Here is an 18469-nt window from a genome sequence, read left to right on the forward strand (position 1 = left end):
ATTTTAGTTTATACGCAATTACTTTAGACTTTGGATTAATTCAGTTGTAAGGAAAAACAATGACGCAATTTTCTGGTGCACATCGTTCATTGCTAGTAATGGCGTGTTTGGTGATCATTTTTGCTGGTATTAAACTGGCTTCTGAAATTGTAACTCCATTTATATTGGCTGCATTTATTGCCATTATTTGCAGCCCTCTACTGCATGCGTTAGGAAAGTTCCGTATTCCTAAAGGCTTAGCAATTGTGCTCATTATTATGATGGTGGTTGGTGTGACTTTCAGTATTGCGGGTTTAGTGGGGCAGTCGGTCAACGACTTTTCCAAGCAATTACCTGAATATAAAGCCCAATTACAAGACAAGTTTGTGTGGCTAGTCAATTGGGCAGCGCAATATGGCGTACCAATCGACAAACAACAATTGTTAAAACTCTTTGATCCCAGTCAGTTGTTTGATGTTGCGACCATTATGCTAGCCGGATTTGGTGGCGTAATGGCAAACATTTTCCTAATTTTACTGACCGTGGTGTTTATGTTGTTTGAAGCACCTATGCTACATAAGAAAGTCCATTTGGCGTTAGATGATCCAGAAATGAAAATGCAGGCCATTGACCGCTTTTTAAATTCAATTAACAGTTATTTGGCAATTAAGACCTTGGTTTCATTAGCAACAGGCGTTGCTGTGAGTTTGTTCTTATGGGCGCTAGGACTAGACTACTTTGTTCTTTGGGGACTCGTGGCGTTTTTGCTCAATTACATTCCCAATATTGGATCTATTATTGCCGCTATTCCTGCGGTATTACTGGCATTGGTAACTTTAGGGGCGTGGCAGGCTGGGGTGGTCGCAATTGGCTATGTGGTGGTCAATACTGTGATGGGTAACATCATTGAACCTAGGTATATGGGCAAAGGCTTAGGCTTGTCGACTTTGGTGGTGTTTTTGTCATTGATTTTCTGGGGATGGTTACTTGGTACAGTAGGAATGTTGTTGTCTGTTCCTCTGACCATGATAGTTAAAATTGCGCTGGAAAACACCGAGCGCGGGCGCTGGCTGGCGGTCATGCTCGGTAATACAGATGAAGCGGCAGATGCTCAATAGGGCATCTGCAACGCGTCGAGATAAGACTGTAATAAGCTAATTTCACATTGCTTGTAAGCAATAGCTGCTTTGGTTGGATTTGGCATTTGGTGCAAGAACCGCCAACGGCAGCTGTCTTCAAGGTACTCTTTTTGTTTAATGGCGCTGCGGCGAATAATCGGTAGTAACTGGGTATTGCCCGTTTCCTCTTCGATTTTTTGAATGTCGAGGGTGAGCTTCTGGTACCAGATCTGCTCTTCTTGCTTTAGCTTTTCAATATTTTGATCTAGGCATTGAATGTATTTTTTCGCTTTTTCTGGCTGTTCACTGGCTAAGGGAGCACAATCGCGCAACCCTTCGACGGCATAACAACTACTCCCAAAAAGGACCAAAGGCATTAAAAACTTATTGATTTTCATCTTGTTTAAATTCTACCGTAAATTGTGCACCGCCAAGCTCGGACTCACCAATAATAAGCTCACCGTGATACGCACTGACCAGATCAGCAACAATCGCCATTCCTACGCCATGACCCGCCTCATAAGTATCAAGGCGTTTACCACGGGCGAGTAGGTCGTCGCGTTTTTCTAGCGGCACACCTGGGCCATCATCGCTGACGCTAACATAAATATCTTTATTCTTTAATCTATGCCCTTGAATATCGACTCGTTTGTTACAAGCTTTACAGGCATTGTCGATTAAATTGCCGAGGATCTCCATTAAGTCGGTTTTATCACCTAAAAACGCCAGCCTTTCATGGCAATCGACATTAAATTCAATTTGTTTATCGTGATACACCTTACGCATTGCATTGAGGATAGATTCAATCACAGGTGCAACTAAGGTTTGTTTCTTCCACGTATCTGAAGCGCCGGTCGCCGCACGCTTTAACTGATGCTCTATCATCGCATTGATACGATCAAGTTGCTCTTGTGCGTCTGCATCTCTGGCAAGCGGGCTTGACTTTAGTACCGCGAGCGGTGTTTTGAGTGCATGCGCCAAGTCGCTTAATGAAGCACGATAACGCTCTTTTTGCCTTTGTTGCGATTCGAGCAGCAAATTTAAATCTAACTTAATAGTCTGTAATTCTATTGGGTAAAGCCCTGTGATACGTTCACGCTTACCAGCCTCAACCGCTTTAATTTCACGGTCAAGACGCTGCAATGGACGTGCGCTCCAGATAAAGCCTATCGCCATCAATGCAGCGATAACCACGCCCATGATCAACATCCAAGTGACCAACGAATCACGAAAACGACCCATTAACTCCAGCAGCGCGGAATTTTGCTTGAGGAGAATAAAGTTGGCTTGCTGGGAATGTTCGGCATTACCTAAAATTACTGTCAGACTTAATTGCCAATAGGCGATACCTTGATAGTCAACGCGGCGAAAATCTGAAGCTCCAGCTTGGAGGTCGGAAAATTCTGGCGAGATGGTAATATTCACTGCAGATTCTGAGTACCAAACCAATTGCTCGCCTTGATAAATAAAGGCGTAAGTGTCTGAGTTAATGCGATTTAGCTCAGGTGCTAAGATACTGCGGGGCATGCCAATACCATCATCTAAAAACTCGACTTCAGAGATAAGCGAGTAAAGATGGGCTTCTAAGGTGTTATGGGTCGCTTCAACCAAAGATGCGTAGTAAGCCTTGCCCATCGAAAAGAACAAGGTTGGTAAGGCCACCACAAGCACAAAGACAAGGATAAATCCTTGTCTTATTTTGAGCGAAATTTTAGCACTAGTTACCACTGTGTTTTCAGCCTGTAACCTCGGCCACGTAACGTCTCTACAGGGTTTAGCTCACCACTAGGGTCGAGCTTTTTGCGCAAGCGCAAGACAAACACTTCAATTACGTTTGAATCTAAGTCGAAATCTTGGTCGTAAATATGTTCTGTGAGTTCCGCTTTAGAAATCACTTTTTGTGGGTTGACCATCAAGTACTCAAGCACTTTGTATTCATAAGCCGTTAGGCTCATTTCAGCATCATTGACCCACACTTGTTGTGAGCGGGTGTTTAAGCGAATTGGGCCGATGGCAATTTCTGGGTTTGATTGTCCAGCACTACGACGGATCAAGGCGTTACAGCGTGCTATCAATTCTTCGACATGAAATGGCTTAGTTAAATAATCATCAGCTCCGGCATCTAAACCTTCCACTTTGTCCTGCCAGCGGTCACGGGCAGTGAGGATCAGAATCGGAATGTTTACTTCCGCCGCTCTAGCTTGTTTAATCAGTTGGATACCATCTAACTTTGGCAAACCTAAGTCAATTACGGCCATATCGAGCGGGTATTCTTTAATATGGAATAAGCCTGACTCACCATCATGACATACGTCAACACTATAGCGTTCTTTTTCTAGTGCATTGCGTAAGTTATCAGCTAAGTGTAAATCGTCTTCAATTACTAAAATGCGCATTGGCTAATCCTTTCTTACTTCACCCGTTTTTTTATCTACTTGAACGTCAATAACACGACCATCATCCTGCAAAATGCGTACGACATAGTAATCGTTGTGGTCGGAAATCTTGAGCGTTCTACCTTTATATTCTTTTAAGGCCAATTCAACAGCCTGTTTTTTGGTAATCGCGTCATCAGTGAAGCCCAATGCCATAGGAGATGTGATGAATAAACTCGCCGCGACTGCCAGCATAAGTAAATATTTCACTTTGTACCTCACCAAAATTCAGTTAGGTGGAGCGAAAAGGGCGATACTGCAGCGCTTTTCACCACTGGTATAATGTCACTTTTGCTACAGCTTAGAGTCCATGCTCTGAACTTTGCCTGAATCAAGGCAATACTCGTTTGTAAGGCTTCACGATACTTTGCTGATAGACCCCAGCAGCAAGGTAAGGGTCGTCATTGGCCCATTCTTGTGCGGCTTGCAACGACGGAAACTCTGCGATGACTAATGAACCAGTAAATCCTGCTGCACCTGGATCTTCGCTATCAATAGCCGGAAGCGGGCCAGCCGCAAACAGGCGCTCTTGTTCTTTGAGTTGTTGCAAACGGGCGAGGTGCGCCGGGCGGGTCGCCAAACGTTTTTCCAATGAGTTTTCTACGTCAACAGAATAAATCATATACAGCATGGATTTTCCTTGGGGTTAATCAGGTTTAAACCCCGTTATATTAGTCTGCACAGTAAGTAAATGTAAACGAAATACGCCAGTTTTCCTGCAGCGATTCCCCGATAACACTTGAAACAGGCACTACAAGACTGGTAGAGTCGGCCGGATATTGGAACAATAATAATAAGGTAGTCTAATGAGTAGCAATCGTGAGCACTTTAGCTCTCGCTTGGGTTTCATTCTCGCCGCGGCAGGTTCAGCGGTGGGGATTGGTAACCTAGTTGGCTTTCCCGTATCAGCAACTAAAAATGGTGGTGGTGCGTTTCTTCTTGTTTATGCCTTGTTTGTGGCATTTATCTGTTTACCTGTGATGATTGCGGAAATGGCGATGGGCCGTAAGGCACAAAAAGACCCCTATGGCGCTTACCGGAAATTATCTGATAAAGATCGCAAATGGTCGTTTGCTGGCTTACTTGCGGTGATCACGCCGTTTATGATTGCCGTATTCTACATGGTGATCACAGTGTGGATTTTTGGTTATTTAGCACAGACGGTGTTTGGCAACTTAGATAAATTGGCAAGCCCGAGTCACTTTGGTGAATTCATCAACCAATACAGTGTGTTTTGGTATATGGTTGGAGTTGCGCTGATCGTTAATTTCATTCTGGTTGGCGGCGTCAAGCAGGGTATCGAAAAAGCCTCGAAAATATTAATGCCTGCGCTTTTTATTCTTTTGATTGGACTGGTTATTTATGTACTAACGCTCGACAATGCTTGGGCTGGGGTGCGTTTCTATGTGGTACCAGATATCTCAAAACTGAACGCCAGTGTGCTGAATGGTGCGCTGTCTCAAGCGTTTTTCTCATTGTCTTTGGGTATGGGTATTTTGATTACCTACGCGTCTTATATTTCCAAGAAAGATGACATCGTCAGTGGCGCAAAAATGGTCGCGGTGACCGATTCTATGGTGGCATTTATTGCTGGTCTAATGGTGTTACCGGCGATATTTAGCTTTAACCCAAATACCAATCCTGACGAGCTTTCTGACTCGTCTGTATCGATGATTTTCGTGTATTTGCCAAAGCTGTTGCTCGCACTTCAAGCTGATATTGGCTATGTTGGCGCTTCTGCCGTTGCGGCTGTATTTTTCCTGTTAGTGTTCTTTGCGGCCATTACCTCGTTAGTCTCCATTGTGGAAGTGCCGACTGCAACTTTAATTGAAGAAGCAAAATTGAGCCGTCAAAAAGCACTACTAGTACTGGCAGGTTCTATCGGTATTTTAACTGTGATGTGTACCATGTCATTTGGTATGGTGGAGTGGTTAACTAAGTTCACCAGCTATGGTGGTGCAGATAAGAGCATGTTTGATGTGGTGTATGATATTTTCTACGATACCATTTTACCGCTCAATGGTTTGATGGTGTGTTTGTTCACTATGTATCGTTGGAAAAAGGCCAAACTGTCGGAAGAGTTATCGCAAGGCTGTGACAGCTACAGCGGCAGCTTTATGGAAAAATATGTCAACTTCTCGCTCTCGACTTTTATTCCTGTGATTTTATTGGCCATTCTAATCAATACCATAGCAACTAAGTTTTTTGCCACTAGCCTGTTTGGCTTCTAACTCTTGGGTAGTAGTGAAGCATCTGCTGCACTACTACCATTTTGCCCCAGAGTCTAAGTAAGTCCCTAAGCCAAGCGTAAAGATCCACAGCCCCCACAGACTGTGTTCCAACACACAGACAAATAAACTGCGGCTATTGGCGTAGGTATACGCAAACAGTAACCCACCTAAAAACGACAAGCCAATGGCAACTAAGTTATCGTACACACAATGCGCGAGGGCAAACACCAGCGCACTTAATACGATACGATGGCTTTTGGCTGGGATAATTCGTTTGTAACGATGGAAAAAATAACTACGGAAGATAAGTTCCTGTGGCAGTACGGAAAGAAGCGGATAGACAATCAATAACCTTAGCCAATCAACGGGAGATTGCCTTGGTAGACTAAACCAGTTGTCTTGGTTGATAAGCCCATACAGCATGCCAGAAAACAGTGCACCGATTAAAAAGGAAGTAAACAAACGGTGTTTGACGACTGAGAAAGTACCTAAAGTGGTCAGTCGAAAGCGCTTAAAATGCGGGTCGGTCAGGAGCAAGAAAGCACAGATAGCCATTAACACTATGAGTGCAGGCAGCAACCAGTTACTGAGGTTATTGCGAAATTGGTAGGCGAGTAAGGGAAGACCAAAGAAAACAATCAGTAATTCGCACCAGCGATATTGGTTTGCGTTCAAACTCGCCTCGTCTCATAAGCTTAGTTGGTGTGAGCTTACCGAGACAAGACGACAATTATGTGACAGCTACTTTTCTTCGGGTAAGTACTTATAAATTTTGAACATTGTCAGCAAAATAGCAACAAACGTAATACCCATCAGTCCGAATACTTTGAAGTTCACCCACACATCTAAAGAATAGTGATATGCAACGTATAAGTTCAAGGCTGCGATGCCATAAAGCAATATTGCCCAGAAGATCAGCAATTGATTGAATACCGAACTAGGTATGTCTATGGTGACCTTTTGTTCTTCTTGTACTGAAGATAAAATCCCCATTAGGGCTTTTTGCACTAAGTTAGTTTTAAACAGCAATTGGCTGATGACCAGAGCTGAACCGAGTAGGGCATATATGATGGTCGCTTTCCATTGAATAAACTGCTCGTCATGGAATACTAAGGTCATGCCACCTAAAACCAGTGCGACACCAGCAAAGATCCAATGACGCTTTTCGATTTTACCTTGAGAAACTTTGTAATAAACCAACTGCACCAGCGCAGCAACGATAAGTACGCCTGTAGCCCAAAAAATATCGACAGTTTTGTAAATGACAAAAAATAGAATGAGCGGAAGGTATTCAAGTAATAAAGCCATACAGATTCACTATTATACAATTTCCTGCGTTTGTACCAAGTTGCGTCAAGAAGTGCAAGAACAGGCTGAAAAAGAGCAGCGTGAACTGCTCTTTAATGAGGCTTAGAAATGATAGCTGGCGGTTAAACTATAGTTGCGCGGCTCGCCGAAAAAGTTAAAGAGGCTTTCAACCCCAACTCGGTTGTAGTAGTGCTTGTCAGTTAAATTATTGACTTTGAGCGCAATATCTACATGTTTGGTGACTGAGTATTTGGCATATAAGTCGTGCACGGCATAACTTGGTTGCATTACTTTTTGGTAGTAACCGTCTGAGTAAAAGTCGCTCATAAACTTAAACCCGTAACCCAAACGCAACTCAGGTAAGCCAAAGGCAGCTAGGGTATATTGGAAGATAGAGCTAAACTGATGTTTTGGCGTCGCAGTACTGTAAACCGCGCTACGTAATGCATCCGCACGGAACTTAGTGCGCGTAAAGGAGTAACCGGCATAGACTTCTAAGTTGTTGAAGACGTTGCCACTGACTTCAAATTCCGCACCGTGAATTTCGGTATCGCGTAGCGGTGTATAAACAATCCCTTCGCGTGTGCGACGCGCGGAGATGTTGTTGGTGTCTACTAAATCAAAGTAATTCACCGTGGCATTTATTGCCCCTGCGGCGAGTTCACTTTTTAAACCGATTTCAAACTGTTTTGATTCACGTGGGGCGAAGAACTCATTGGTTTCTGGGTCGAGCGTGCCATGGGGGCTAAAAATTTCACTATGACTCATGTAAAACGAGTGTTCGTCGGTAATGTTGTAAACAAAACCTAAGTTAGGAATAAATTGCCCCGAAATCGACTCTTCTTGCGCTGTACTGCCACGGGCATTGCTCTCGATAACTGGTTTTTCGAAAGATGCTAAACGGCCACCCAAAACAAAAATAGCGTCCTCGAATAGATTGAGTCGCGATTGAATGTAGAGTCCTTTTTCAACCGGGTGCGCATCGGTTAAGGTAGTTCTGTATGTGGCGCGGGCTAGGTCGTGATTGGGGTTAAACAAATCGACGACTTGATCTGTGCTGCCGTTACCTCTTTCTTGTAAGGTGTCGTCATTACGATAATCGACACCTATGACCACTGAGCTGGTTAGGTTGTTTAACTCAAACAGCGATACTAAGTGTAAATCGAAAGACTTGGTCTCTTGCTCATAATCCATATTGATCCCGGCAAGTTCGACTTGATTACCCCCTTTTGGTACTTCAGCATAAGAGTAAAGATATTCAAAATCGGATTCAAATTGTGAGACACGCGAGGTGAACTTAAGTTTAGTGCTATTGCTAAACCAGTGTTCCAAACCGATAAAAAGGTCGTTTGCGGTGCTAGTAAAGTAGTTGTCTTTTGAACCGTAGAAAGTGCTGCGTGGTAAGTCGATAAACTCCGCATATTCAGGCGCATTAGGGGCGGTGTTGGTATAGGTTGGCACCCCGTTTGATGGCACCATGTCCTTGGTTTCGCGGTTAAAGGAAATTGACAGTTCGGTATTATCGGTCAAGCTAAAGTCCAGCACGCCGTAGAACAAGTCGGTATCCTCAGCCACTACATCGACAAAAGATTCACGGTCCTGCATGGAGTACACAAAACGGCCGCGAATACTTTTGTCTGCTGTTAAAGCGTCGGTCACATCCAACATAAACGCGCGTGTATTCCATGAACCCAAAGTCGCTGAGGTTGATAAGTCAAATTCCTCTTTACCGCGCTTACGAATAAGGTTAACCGTACCGCCTGGTTCGCCGGTACCACCGAATAATCCGGCTGGGCCTTTCATCACTTCGACGCGTTCAAACATCGCCATATCTGGCAAATTGCCATGCAGTGAAGACAGTGGCACAGACAGGCCATCAATAAGGTATTCGTCTAGTTCATAACCACGCACAAGGACCGATGAACGGCCTTGGTTATTAGCCATAACACGTGCGCCGTTGACGCTACCTAGTGCATCATCTAATTTGATTAGACGCTGATCTTGAATACGTTGTTCTGTTACCACTGAGATAGAGTGGGGCGTTTCCTTTATTGACGCGACACCTTTTGAACCGATACTGGCCTCGCCAGAGGTGTAGCCTTTACTAATGGCTTCTCCACGGATCTGGATCACTTCGATGTTTTCATCACCGGCTTCGGCCCATGCGAGCGGGCTAAGCGCGGTAAGAACGGCAGAATAAACAAGCGTGGTGGTGCGAATTCCAAGTTTTCTGTGAGTCATGTTGATTTCTATCTAATCGTTATGTTGACAAAATTGACGCAGAACTAATCGTTCGTTGCCAGTGAGTGGGTTGCTTGAGATTGATCACAAGGGGCTAAAAACCGTTTTACCGTGATGTGCACCAGCACAGGCGCACACAGTAAACACAGTGCAGCCAAGACCGCGAGCTGTTCTAATCCTTGTAGTTGTTGCGCGTTATTGGTGCTAAGCCACAGCGCACTGCACAGAGCGCCGAGGCCGGAAGCAATATTGGCAACGGTAGCCTGATAAGACATATAAGCAGCACGTTGATACGGCGCAGGAATACTGGATAACAAAGCTGAGGTTGAACTGCTGCGTACCGTGCTGGCGGCCATAAAAATAATAAAGAAGGCATAAACGCTGAGCATGGCACCAAATACTAAGCCGATAATGACCACTAAGGCTGCAAGTAGCGACATCGACCAAATCAGGGCTAAGCCATGGCCTTTATCCAGTAAACGGCCACTCAGTTGCAGTGCCAGCAAACTTGCCAGACCGCCAAACAAATACAGGCTGGAAATGCTATTGCGGGCAAAGCCAAGGTTGAATTGAAAATAGCTCGAAAAGTGTGGAATAAGCAGAAAATGCCCGAACATTTGCACTGCAGCGATGGCACATGCAAAGCGAAATGCGGGGTTAGTTATTAATTGTGCGGGCACATTATTGTGCTGCGCAGCGCTTTGATGCGCGGTAAGTGATGGAAAGCGCCATTGTAATACCGCAACTAACAGCAAACCTAAACCACCAAAGCCATAAAAGGCAGTTTGCCAGTTGAGTCGTGCAACCAACTCCAGCGTCATTGGTACTGCGATAATGGCCGCAATTGAGAATCCACTCGCCATCATCGCCATGGCGCGACCACGATAGGCCACAGGGGTCACATCTAAGATAGCTGCCATCAACACACCACCAGCAGGGCCGCTAAAACACGCTGACAGCACAAATAACGTGATTAGCTGCCAAGGCGAGGTAGCAAAAGCACAGCACAAGATAAGTAAGAATTTAAGAGACAAACAGCTTACCAAGACTTGTTTGCGGTCGAACTTATCTAAAAATGGGGCACAAAGAAAGCCAATTAAAGCCGCAGCAAATGTTGCGCCGCCCGCTAAATAGCCAGTGTGTTCAGCCGGCATGCCAAGGGCAAGACTGAAATCTGGGCCCATCGGCATCACCATCATAAAACTGCCGATAGATAAGATATTGACCAGAATGGCTAAATTCAGTACGACACGCTGATTTAGCGATGCTGAGAGTGGCGTTTGCATTGTGTTGTTCGATCCTTGGTTGGCACAAAGAAGTATGATTTTGTGCTGAAAATGGGAATGCAAATAATAATCGTTATTAAATGAAATTCAAGAGGGTTTACTGAAATTTGTGTAAAAACAGGGACATTTCCTAGTGCAACTGGCAGAAATGCTTAGTTTGTTTATGAAAATAAAAATGAGAACAATTTCTATTTACTAAGCAATTGTCAGCCTGCTAACATATGGACCTCTGTTAGGAAACCTCAAGGAAATGATGCCCAATGCAGTCTTCAATCCCTGTGTCTACTTCATCTCAGCCAGCACGATTGTCGCTGTTCTCTGATGGGAAAGTGTTTTTACTCTGTGAAGGGGAATTCGCCCGCTATCGCGGCAGTGCACAGCCGCAACATCTGCAAGCGTGGCTTGACGATGCGTTTAAACGCGCTCAAGAGTCTGGAGTTGAAGCGCCGTTGGTGATGGGGTGTTTACCATTTCGCCACACAGATAAGGCGTCTTTGCATATTCCCCTCAAAGTTCGGCGCTTTTCAAAAAGTCAGTTAGTTCAATTGCTTAAATCAGATTTAGTCAAGCCAGTGGAGGCAACTCAGGCGCTGGCGTGGCAAGAAGTTCCAACCAAGCAGCATTTTGAACAAGCGGTGTCGAATGCGGTCTACCAATTGCAGCACACCGCGCTTGATAAAGTCGTATTGTCACGAACGTTACAGGCCGCGCTTGATGTGCCATTGTGCGCTTGGTCAATGTTATTGCAATTAATCGAGCAAAATCCCCATGCTTATCATTTTGTGATGCAAGATGATCTCAATACCCACTGGGTGGGGGCATCACCCGAGTTATTACTTGAAAAGCGCGGCGCGCAGGTGTGCAGTAACCCGTTAGCGGGGACGGCAAAGCGAGTGTTAGAGCCCCAGCATGACCAAGCGATTGCAGCGCAGCTCCTAAACTCACTGAAAGACAATCATGAACATGCCATTGTGATTGAGCAAGTGAAAGCTGCACTTGGGCCTTACTGTTGTGCGCTTGAAGTGCCTGCCGCTCCGAGCCTGATCAGTACACCTCAGTTGTGGCATTTGTCTTCTCGGATAGCCGGTCAGCTAGAAAGCGAGCAAATTCGCTTGCCAGAAGTGTTAGCCCGTTTACATCCAACACCAGCGGTGTGTGGCACACCGACTAATTTAGCCAGAACCACCATAGAGCAACTTGAACCATTTGAGCGTGAACATTTTACTGGCACGGTTGGTTGGATGGACAGCCAAGGGAATGGACAATGGGCAGTGACTATTCGCTGCGCAAAAGTCGAAGCGGATAAAGTCACCTTATTTGCTGGCGCTGGTGTGGTTGCGCAGTCAGATCCCAGCGCTGAGTATCTCGAAACGCAAGCCAAACTTGGCACTATGCTACGGGTGCTGGAGGGAGCGCGATGAAGGTCCCATTTACCCCTTGGCCGGCAGAGTTGGCAGCCGAGTATCGCAAGCAAGGCTATTGGTTGGATTTACCGCTAAGCGATATTTTGGAGCGCCAAGTTCAAGCAAAACGCGATGCCATCGCAGTGATCTGTGAGAGTCGGCAAGTCAGCTACAGTCAGCTTGATATATGGTCGGACAGATTAGCCAATTATCTACAGTTACGCGGGCTGCAAAGTGGCGACCGAGCGCTAGTGCAATTGCCGAATCGAGTCGAGTTCTATGTATGCTTTTTTGCCTTGCTGAAAATCGGCGTGGTACCAGTGAATGCGCTGTTTAATCATGGTCGTATGGACTTGTTCGCTTATGCAAACCAAGTACAACCTAAGTTACTGATTGTTTCCTCGCGTCATTCACTGTTTAAAACCCGCGAATTTTGTGACCAACTATGTCAAGCCGTACCGAGTATCAGCGAGATCGTGGTGGAAGGCGATAGTCCCTTTGGTGTGGGGTTAAATACGATATTGAGCTGCTCTGCCTCCTACGATGCACCGAGCATTTATCGCCCTAAACCCACTGCAGCCGATGAAGTGGCGTTTTTCCAGCTTTCGGGTGGTTCAACTGGCACACCTAAACTTATTCCCCGTACTCATAATGACTATTACTACAGCATTCGCCAGAGCGTTGCGGTATGCCAATGGAATTCCAGTACCCGTTATCTCTGTGCTTTACCTGCGGCGCATAACTTTCCGCTCAGTTCACCCGGTGCCCTAGGGGCATTTTATGCTGGGGGGTGTGTCGTGTTGGCGCCCGACCCAAGCCCTGCAAGTTGCTTTAAATTAATAGCCGCTCACCAAGTCAATTGGGCAGCATTAGTGCCGCCAGCGGTTATTTTATGGCTCGAATTTGCGCCGCAGCACCAAGAAGCGCTGCGCAGTTTACAGTATTTGCAAGTAGGTGGCGCACGCTTAAGTGAACACGTTGCTAAGCGTGTAGAACCAGAACTGGGGGTGCATTTGCAACAAGTGTTTGGTATGGCTGAGGGCTTAGTCAACTACACGCGTTTATCCGATCCTTTGGCGTTGCGGTTACGTGCGCAAGGTCGACCTATGAGCCCGGCAGATGAGATACGGGTCGTGGACGAGGCTGGTCTTGCCGTACCTCCTGGCCAAACTGGCGCGCTCCTAACTCGGGGACCGTACACCGTACGGGGCTATTTTGCTGCGCCAAACCACAACGCGCTGGCATTCGACGACGAAGGTTTTTATCACACCGGCGACTTAGTGACCGTGCTTGAGGATGGCTCATTGCTGGTGAGCGGTCGAATTAAAGATCAAATCAACCGAGGCGGAGAAAAAATCGCCGCTCAGGAAATTGAAAATGAGCTAATGGCACACCCGCAAGTTCGACTTGCTGCGTTGTTAAGCGTAGCGGACGAGGTAATGGGGGAAAAAAGCTGTGCGGTGCTAGTTTGCCATGCCCCTGTGCCGAAAACCATTGAGCTTAGGAAGTATCTGCGTAGCAGAGGCGTTGCTGACTTCAAAATTCCAGACCGATTTATGTTTGTTGATGCGCTACCGCTCACGGCGGTTGGCAAAGTCGATAAAAAACGCCTGCAGTCGCAACTCACACTGTCAGCTTCAGCTGACCGTGCATTGTTACCAACTGATTGATTAAGAGAGTATTTGTGGCTATTCCAAAAATTGCACCTTATTGCCTAAGCCGTGCGGCGAAACTTCCGCAAAACAAAGTGAATTGGGCCTTTGAGCCAAGTAAAGCAGTCCTGCTAATTCATGATGTACAGCGTTATTTCATTGATTTTTATGGTGATGACAGCGTTTTAATCCAGCAGGTGCTGAGTAATATTCAAGAACTTAAAGCACTCTGTACGTTGTTTAACATTCCCGTGGTGTATACCGCGCAACCCGCTGAACAAAGTGCCCAAGCTCGTGCGCTACTCAATGACATGTGGGGGCCTGGGTTGACAGGACAACAAGCCTTGACTGCCATTGAGCCGAGTGTTGCACCAGGGCCAGACGATATCGTGCTGACAAAGTGGCGTTACAGCGCTTTTCAGCGCTCGCCACTTGAGGCAATGATGAAAGAACAAGGCCGTGATCAGCTGCTGATCTGCGGTGTTTACGGTCACATCGGGGTGCTAATGAGTGCTTGTGATGCGTTTATGCGTGACATCAAACCTTTTGTGGTCGCAGACGCTATAGCTGACTTCTCGCTTGAGGAACACCAGCTGACGTTGACTTATGTGGCTGGACGCTGTGGCGTTGTAACAGCTACCGAAACTTTCAAGGAATTACGTTTAACCCGTGGAGATACAACTTTGCTTACCCCAGACGCGCTAAAAAACCATTTACTTTCGTTGATTGATGAAGAAGAACAAGCCTTTGATCCCGATGAAAACTTGCTGGATTACGGGATAGACTCAGTACAGATCATGGCCATTATTTCAAAATGGCGCGACAGTGGTATTGAATCAAGCTTTACTGAGCTTGCCGAACAACCGACGTTTAACGCTTGGGTTGCGTTGTTGCAGCGTAAGCAGGAGCAAGCGGCATGAACTCGGGGTTAAATCGCGCCCAACAAGGCGTATGGTTGGGCCATACAATGAGTGGTAACCCAGCGCTGTTCAATACCGCGGAATGTATTCAGTTTAGCGGCAAAATTGACCAAGCTTTGTTGCGCCAAGCAATTTCACAAGGTGTACAAGAGTCTGAATGCGCATATAGTTTTTACCGTGCAGGGGAAGATAATGTACCGTATCGTGTGCAGGGCGCTGGCGCGGTACAAATAGACGTTGCAGAGATGCCGGAAACAGACGCACCGCGTGAGTTTTTTCGTCATTACGCGCTGCAAGTCACCCAAGTGGCTGTAGACATCAGCACCACATTACCCATTCGATTTGTGATTTTCACGGCGCCGCAGCAAGATTACTTATTCAGTACTTCGCATCATATTTCGCTCGATGGCTACGGCAATACGTTGTTGTTCCGCCGTATTGCGCAAATCTACACTGCCCTGTGTAGCGCACAAGAGGTTGCGCCTTGCGACTTTACGCCGATGCAAGCGTTACTGGAGGAAGAAAACAGCAGCGCCTTTATCGCGCAATACCAAGCGGCAAAGCAGTATTGGAATGAGCAATTTGATATTTACCCAGACGCAGTGTCTTTTGCTCAGGGTAAAGGGGGGTTGAGTGGGCAGTACTTGCGTCAAAGTAACGCCTTAAGCGCCCAGCATTGGCAACAAATGATCACATTAGCCGAACAACATAAAGTGGCCTGGCCGGATCTCTTTATTGCCACCTTGGCGACACTCTTATTTAGCTACACAGGTCAAACCAAATTGACCTTTGGCCTGATAGTGATGAACCGCATTGGTTCAAAAGCGCTCAATATTCCCTGTATGCAAACCAATATTGTGCCGCTGTTTGTAGATATCGACGCAGAGGACAGCTTGCTCAGCTTGGCAAAGCAAATCGGTAAGCGTAAGCGGTTGATGCGTAAACATCAGTTGTATCGTTATGAGGATTTAAAGCGAGACCGTAATAAAGTCGCGCTAAGTGAGCGATTGTATGGGCCGATGATCAATATTATGCCGTTTGACCATCCTGCTAAATACGGTCAGTTGGAGTCATCAACGCTAAACTTATCGGCGGGCAATGTTGACGACCTTATTGTGCAAATCTATTTACGCCCAGATGGGCCGCCTGAGTTTGATTTTGATGCCAACCCAGCCAGTTATGACAGTGCCGCGTTGGTGACGTTACGCGACCAGTTGCTGGCGCTTGTAAGCCGCTGTTTGAATGCGCCAGAACAAACCTTGTTGAGCATTTGTGAGACGCACTTGAGCACGCTGCGTGCACAAGCGCTGTTGTGTGGTCCAACCGTCACTCAAGCGCGGGATTTAATCACCACGATATTAAGCCATGGTGTGCAAACCCCCAATGCTCCAGCCATTCGCCAAGATAATGTGGAATGGAGCTATCAGACGCTAATCACAAACGCAGAGCGTATCGCCGCGTATTTGCAGCAGCAAGGTTTAGTGGATGGCGCACGGATAGGCGTTTGTATGAAACGTCAGCCTCTGCAAGTAGCAAGTTTACTTGCGATTATTGCTGTCGGAGCGACATTTGTGCCGTTAGATGTAGAGCAGCCATTAGCTCGTCAGCAGCAAATTGTTGCGACTGCTGAACTCTCGGCGCTTATTTGTGATGCGCAAAGTGCCGAAAGTTGTCAGCACTTAGCCACACCAATTCATTTGCTCGGTGCATTAATGGGCGACAAGCGCTGTGCGCTTAGAGCGCCGCTTGCCTCAAGTAGCAGCTATATCATGTTCACCTCAGGCTCAACTGGGCAGCCTAAAGGGGTGCCAGTCTCTTATGGCGCGTTGACGCACTTTAGCCAAGCTGCGCAGCAAACCTATGGCGTGACGGCGACGGATAAAGTGATGCAATTTGCGCCGCTACATTTTGATGCCAGCATGGAGGAGATTTTTGTCACGCTGCTGGCGGGGGCTGAGCTGGTTTTACGCAATGAGGCGATGTTGCAATCCGTTGCGGCATTTGTGGCGTTTTTAGCAGAGCGCCAAGTGTCGGTGGTTGACTTGCCAACGGCGTTTTGGAGCGAGTGGGCCTTGACCTTAGACTTACCTAGCCACCGCGTACCTGAGAGTGTGCGAGTGGTGATTATCGGTGGCGAAGCGGTTTATGCTGAGCAGTTAAGCCAATGGCAGCGTTACGCACCGAGCCAAGTCAGGTTATTCAATACCTATGGCCCGACCGAAGCAACTGTAGTGGCTTGTTGCGCCGACATAACGCAAGTACGGGCGGATACGCTGCTGCCAATTGGCCAACCCCTGCCCGGCGAGGCGGCATTGGTGGTGGCGGATAATTTACGCCCAGCCGCAGAAGGCGAATTACTACTACTTGGACCAAACCTCAGTCACGGCTATTTAGGTGCCACAAGTGCGCAGCAGCGTGCGTTTATTGAGCTGAACGTTGGCTCAGAGCAGCACCGTGCCTATCGCACCGGCGACAAAGTGAAACGAATAGGCGAGCAGCTCGTATACCTTGGCCGCATGGACGACGAATTTAAGATCAGCGGTTATCGGGTGCAGCCCGGTGAAGTGGAAGCGAAGTTACTGGCCCTTGCGGACGTTAACGAAGCTTGTGTACAGGGCGTCGAAGAGCAAGTTGGCGTACGACGCTTAGTGGCTTTTATTGCCAGTGCGAATACGGACTTAGATATAGCCCACATTCGCGCTGCGTTATTGGAGCAATTGCCAAGAGCCATGGTACCAACGGATTATCGCTGTTTCTTGCATTTGCCGAAAACTCGTAACGGTAAAGTAGACCGCAAAAAACTATTGGCAATGTATCAAGATGAAGCGACTGGCACTGAACTTGAAAGTGACACCGAGCGCGCGGTGGCGGCGATTTGGCGGCAAATTCTGGGTGTCTCGCAAATTCAGCCGCACGATAATTTTTTCCAACTCGGTGGCCAATCGCTGCATACCATTCAAATCGTCAACCGTCTTGGCAAAGAGTTTGGCGTGTCGTTAAAGGTGTCTGACGCCTTTAATAACCCAACATTAAGTGAGTTTTGCGCCTTTTTGGATGAGCAACTGTGCGCCGAACCAGATGTGGTGGAAATGGTATGGTAACGGTGAACTTTCAACACCTGAGAGCAGAGTTTGAGCAACAGGTATTTTGGGTAACGGGGACTAAACAAGGCATTGGTGATGCAATTGCACATTGGTTAGTGGCACGGGGTGCGACAGTGGTCGGGTTTGATAGACAAGCACAAGCGGTTTATGGCGGTGAAGTAGGGCAATTTATACCAGTGCAACTGGATTTAAGTGACGAAACTGCACTGCATGCGACCTTGCAGGAAGTGCTCAACACTACCCCACGTGTTGATGGCGTAGTGAATGCAGCGGGGGTATTACACATGGCAACCTGTGCGGCCATTACCACCGCTGAATGGCAGCAAACCTTTGCCGTTAACGTGACTGCGGCGTTACTCCTCATTCAACACGCCTTACCTGCGCTGACACAATCCCGCGGCGCTATCGTCAATATTGGCTCCAATGCGGCACATGTGCCGCGCCTTGGCATGTTGGCCTATGGTGCATCAAAAGCGGCGCTTAGCAGTATGACCAAAACCATCGGGCTTGAGTATGGCAAAATGGGCGTGCGCGCCAATATGGTGTCACCGGGGTCTACGGACACGCCCATGCAACGGGCGTTGTGGCACGATGAACACGCCAAAGAGCGGCTCATTCAAGGTGACCTCAATAGTTATAAACTAGGTATACCGCTGCAAAAAGTGGCGACTGTGGATGAAATAGCGGCAGTAGTGGGCTTTTTACTTTCGCCTGCGGCCAGTCACGTCACGTTACAAGACATAGTGGTGGATGGCGGCGCAACACTAGGCGCATAAGCTTATTTAAGCAGCA

At 47.0% G+C, this 18469-nt stretch carries 16 protein-coding genes; 7 read left to right on the forward strand and 9 right to left on the reverse strand.

All coding sequences use genetic code 11. From position 1 onward, the window contains the following. The first annotated feature begins 59 nt into the window (after positions 1-59). Positions 60-1097 carry an AI-2E family transporter gene (locus tag ACFOEE_RS19220; RefSeq protein WP_377128308.1) on the forward strand — a complete coding sequence of 346 codons (1038 nt, stop codon included), beginning with the start codon at positions 60-62 and terminating at the stop codon, positions 1095-1097. Here ACFOEE_RS19220 and ACFOEE_RS19225 read toward each other — a convergent pair. The 5 genes from ACFOEE_RS19225 to ACFOEE_RS19245 all read right to left on the reverse strand — a co-directional run bounded on the left by ACFOEE_RS19225 (position 1091) and on the right by ACFOEE_RS19245 (position 4163). Next, positions 1091-1495: a hypothetical protein gene (locus ACFOEE_RS19225; RefSeq protein WP_377128311.1), complete on the reverse strand. Its 405-nt coding sequence runs from the start codon at positions 1493-1495 to the stop codon at positions 1091-1093. The two genes, ACFOEE_RS19220 and ACFOEE_RS19225, sit on opposite strands and share 7 nt — an antisense overlap. Further along, entirely contained in the window at positions 1482-2825 is a 1344-nt protein-coding gene (locus ACFOEE_RS19230; RefSeq protein ID WP_377128314.1) for an ATP-binding protein, read from the reverse strand. Before ACFOEE_RS19230 ends, ACFOEE_RS19225 begins: the two co-directional genes overlap by 14 nt. Next, entirely contained in the window at positions 2819-3493 is a 675-nt protein-coding gene (locus ACFOEE_RS19235) for a response regulator transcription factor (protein WP_377128317.1), read from the reverse strand. Before ACFOEE_RS19235 ends, ACFOEE_RS19230 begins: the two co-directional genes overlap by 7 nt. A gap of 3 nt (positions 3494-3496) precedes the next feature. Further along, positions 3497-3742: a PepSY domain-containing protein gene (locus ACFOEE_RS19240; protein WP_377128320.1), complete on the reverse strand. Its 246-nt coding sequence runs from the start codon at positions 3740-3742 to the stop codon at positions 3497-3499. Positions 3743-3863: 121 nt separating this feature from the next. Then, complete coding sequence (locus ACFOEE_RS19245) at positions 3864-4163, reverse strand: YciI family protein (protein WP_377128323.1); 300 nt, start codon at positions 4161-4163, stop codon at positions 3864-3866. 175 nt (positions 4164-4338) lie between these two features. On the opposite strand from ACFOEE_RS19245, the gene ACFOEE_RS19250 reads away from it, so the two are divergent. Beyond that, positions 4339-5763, forward strand: a complete 1425-nt coding sequence (locus ACFOEE_RS19250; RefSeq protein ID WP_377128326.1) for a sodium-dependent transporter — start codon at positions 4339-4341, stop codon at positions 5761-5763. Between the two features lie 33 nt (positions 5764-5796). On the opposite strand, the gene ACFOEE_RS19255 is transcribed toward ACFOEE_RS19250, so the two are convergent. The 4 genes from ACFOEE_RS19255 to ACFOEE_RS19270 all read right to left on the reverse strand — a co-directional run bounded on the left by ACFOEE_RS19255 (position 5797) and on the right by ACFOEE_RS19270 (position 10598). Next, complete coding sequence (locus ACFOEE_RS19255; protein ID WP_377128329.1) at positions 5797-6438, reverse strand: CPBP family intramembrane glutamic endopeptidase; 642 nt, start codon at positions 6436-6438, stop codon at positions 5797-5799. A gap of 66 nt (positions 6439-6504) precedes the next feature. Then, the gene (locus tag ACFOEE_RS19260) at positions 6505-7071 is read right to left on the reverse strand and encodes an inner membrane-spanning protein YciB (RefSeq protein ID WP_377128332.1); all 567 of its coding nucleotides are present in this window, start codon (positions 7069-7071) and stop codon (positions 6505-6507) included. Between the two features lie 102 nt (positions 7072-7173). Beyond that, positions 7174-9312 carry a TonB-dependent siderophore receptor gene (locus ACFOEE_RS19265; RefSeq protein ID WP_377128335.1) on the reverse strand — a complete coding sequence of 713 codons (2139 nt, stop codon included), beginning with the start codon at positions 9310-9312 and terminating at the stop codon, positions 7174-7176. Between the two features lie 44 nt (positions 9313-9356). Continuing rightward, positions 9357-10598, reverse strand: coding sequence for an MFS transporter (locus tag ACFOEE_RS19270; RefSeq protein ID WP_377128338.1), 1242 nt, complete (start codon positions 10596-10598; stop codon positions 9357-9359). Positions 10599-10858: 260 nt separating this feature from the next. On the opposite strand from ACFOEE_RS19270, the gene ACFOEE_RS19275 reads away from it, so the two are divergent. Genes ACFOEE_RS19275 through dhbA form a run of 5 tightly spaced genes read left to right on the forward strand, consistent with a single transcriptional unit; the run spans position 10859 to position 18453 of the window. Continuing rightward, entirely contained in the window at positions 10859-12019 is a 1161-nt protein-coding gene (locus tag ACFOEE_RS19275; protein ID WP_377128341.1) for an isochorismate synthase, read from the forward strand. After that, the gene (locus ACFOEE_RS19280; RefSeq protein ID WP_377128343.1) at positions 12016-13671 is read left to right on the forward strand and encodes a (2,3-dihydroxybenzoyl)adenylate synthase; all 1656 of its coding nucleotides are present in this window, start codon (positions 12016-12018) and stop codon (positions 13669-13671) included. Before ACFOEE_RS19275 ends, ACFOEE_RS19280 begins: the two co-directional genes overlap by 4 nt. 14 nt (positions 13672-13685) lie before the next feature. Continuing rightward, positions 13686-14573 (forward strand): isochorismatase family protein, encoded by an 888-nt coding sequence (locus tag ACFOEE_RS19285; RefSeq protein ID WP_377128346.1) that lies wholly within the window; start codon positions 13686-13688, stop codon positions 14571-14573. Beyond that, a complete protein-coding gene (locus tag ACFOEE_RS19290; RefSeq protein ID WP_377128349.1) occupies positions 14570-17674 on the forward strand; it encodes an amino acid adenylation domain-containing protein in 3105 nt (1034 codons plus the stop codon). The genes ACFOEE_RS19285 and ACFOEE_RS19290 overlap by 4 nt, the downstream gene beginning before the upstream one ends. Next, the gene (gene dhbA / locus ACFOEE_RS19295; protein ID WP_377128352.1) at positions 17668-18453 is read left to right on the forward strand and encodes a 2,3-dihydro-2,3-dihydroxybenzoate dehydrogenase; all 786 of its coding nucleotides are present in this window, start codon (positions 17668-17670) and stop codon (positions 18451-18453) included. The genes ACFOEE_RS19290 and dhbA overlap by 7 nt, the downstream gene beginning before the upstream one ends. Positions 18454-18469 lie beyond the last annotated feature (16 nt).

This window comes from Pseudoalteromonas fenneropenaei, assembly GCF_042643375.1.
Lineage (GTDB): Bacteria > Pseudomonadota > Gammaproteobacteria > Enterobacterales > Alteromonadaceae > Pseudoalteromonas > Pseudoalteromonas fenneropenaei.

Coding starts and splice junctions, on each gene's coding strand:
- ACFOEE_RS19225 (WP_377128311.1), bottom strand. CDS start 1,495: ATGAAAATCAATAAGTTTTTAATGCCTTTGGTCCTTTTTGGGAGTAGT.
- ACFOEE_RS19250 (WP_377128326.1), top strand. CDS start 4,339: ATGAGTAGCAATCGTGAGCACTTTAGCTCTCGCTTGGGTTTCATTCTC.
- ACFOEE_RS19245 (WP_377128323.1), bottom strand. CDS start 4,163: ATGCTGTATATGATTTATTCTGTTGACGTAGAAAACTCATTGGAAAAA.
- ACFOEE_RS19270 (WP_377128338.1), bottom strand. CDS start 10,598: ATGCAAACGCCACTCTCAGCATCGCTAAATCAGCGTGTCGTACTGAAT.
- ACFOEE_RS19220 (WP_377128308.1), top strand. CDS start 60: ATGACGCAATTTTCTGGTGCACATCGTTCATTGCTAGTAATGGCGTGT.
- ACFOEE_RS19290 (WP_377128349.1), top strand. CDS start 14,570: ATGAACTCGGGGTTAAATCGCGCCCAACAAGGCGTATGGTTGGGCCAT.
- ACFOEE_RS19235 (WP_377128317.1), bottom strand. CDS start 3,493: ATGCGCATTTTAGTAATTGAAGACGATTTACACTTAGCTGATAACTTA.
- ACFOEE_RS19260 (WP_377128332.1), bottom strand. CDS start 7,071: ATGGCTTTATTACTTGAATACCTTCCGCTCATTCTATTTTTTGTCATT.
- ACFOEE_RS19265 (WP_377128335.1), bottom strand. CDS start 9,312: ATGACTCACAGAAAACTTGGAATTCGCACCACCACGCTTGTTTATTCT.
- dhbA (WP_377128352.1), top strand. CDS start 17,668: ATGGTAACGGTGAACTTTCAACACCTGAGAGCAGAGTTTGAGCAACAG.
- ACFOEE_RS19275 (WP_377128341.1), top strand. CDS start 10,859: ATGCAGTCTTCAATCCCTGTGTCTACTTCATCTCAGCCAGCACGATTG.
- ACFOEE_RS19280 (WP_377128343.1), top strand. CDS start 12,016: ATGAAGGTCCCATTTACCCCTTGGCCGGCAGAGTTGGCAGCCGAGTAT.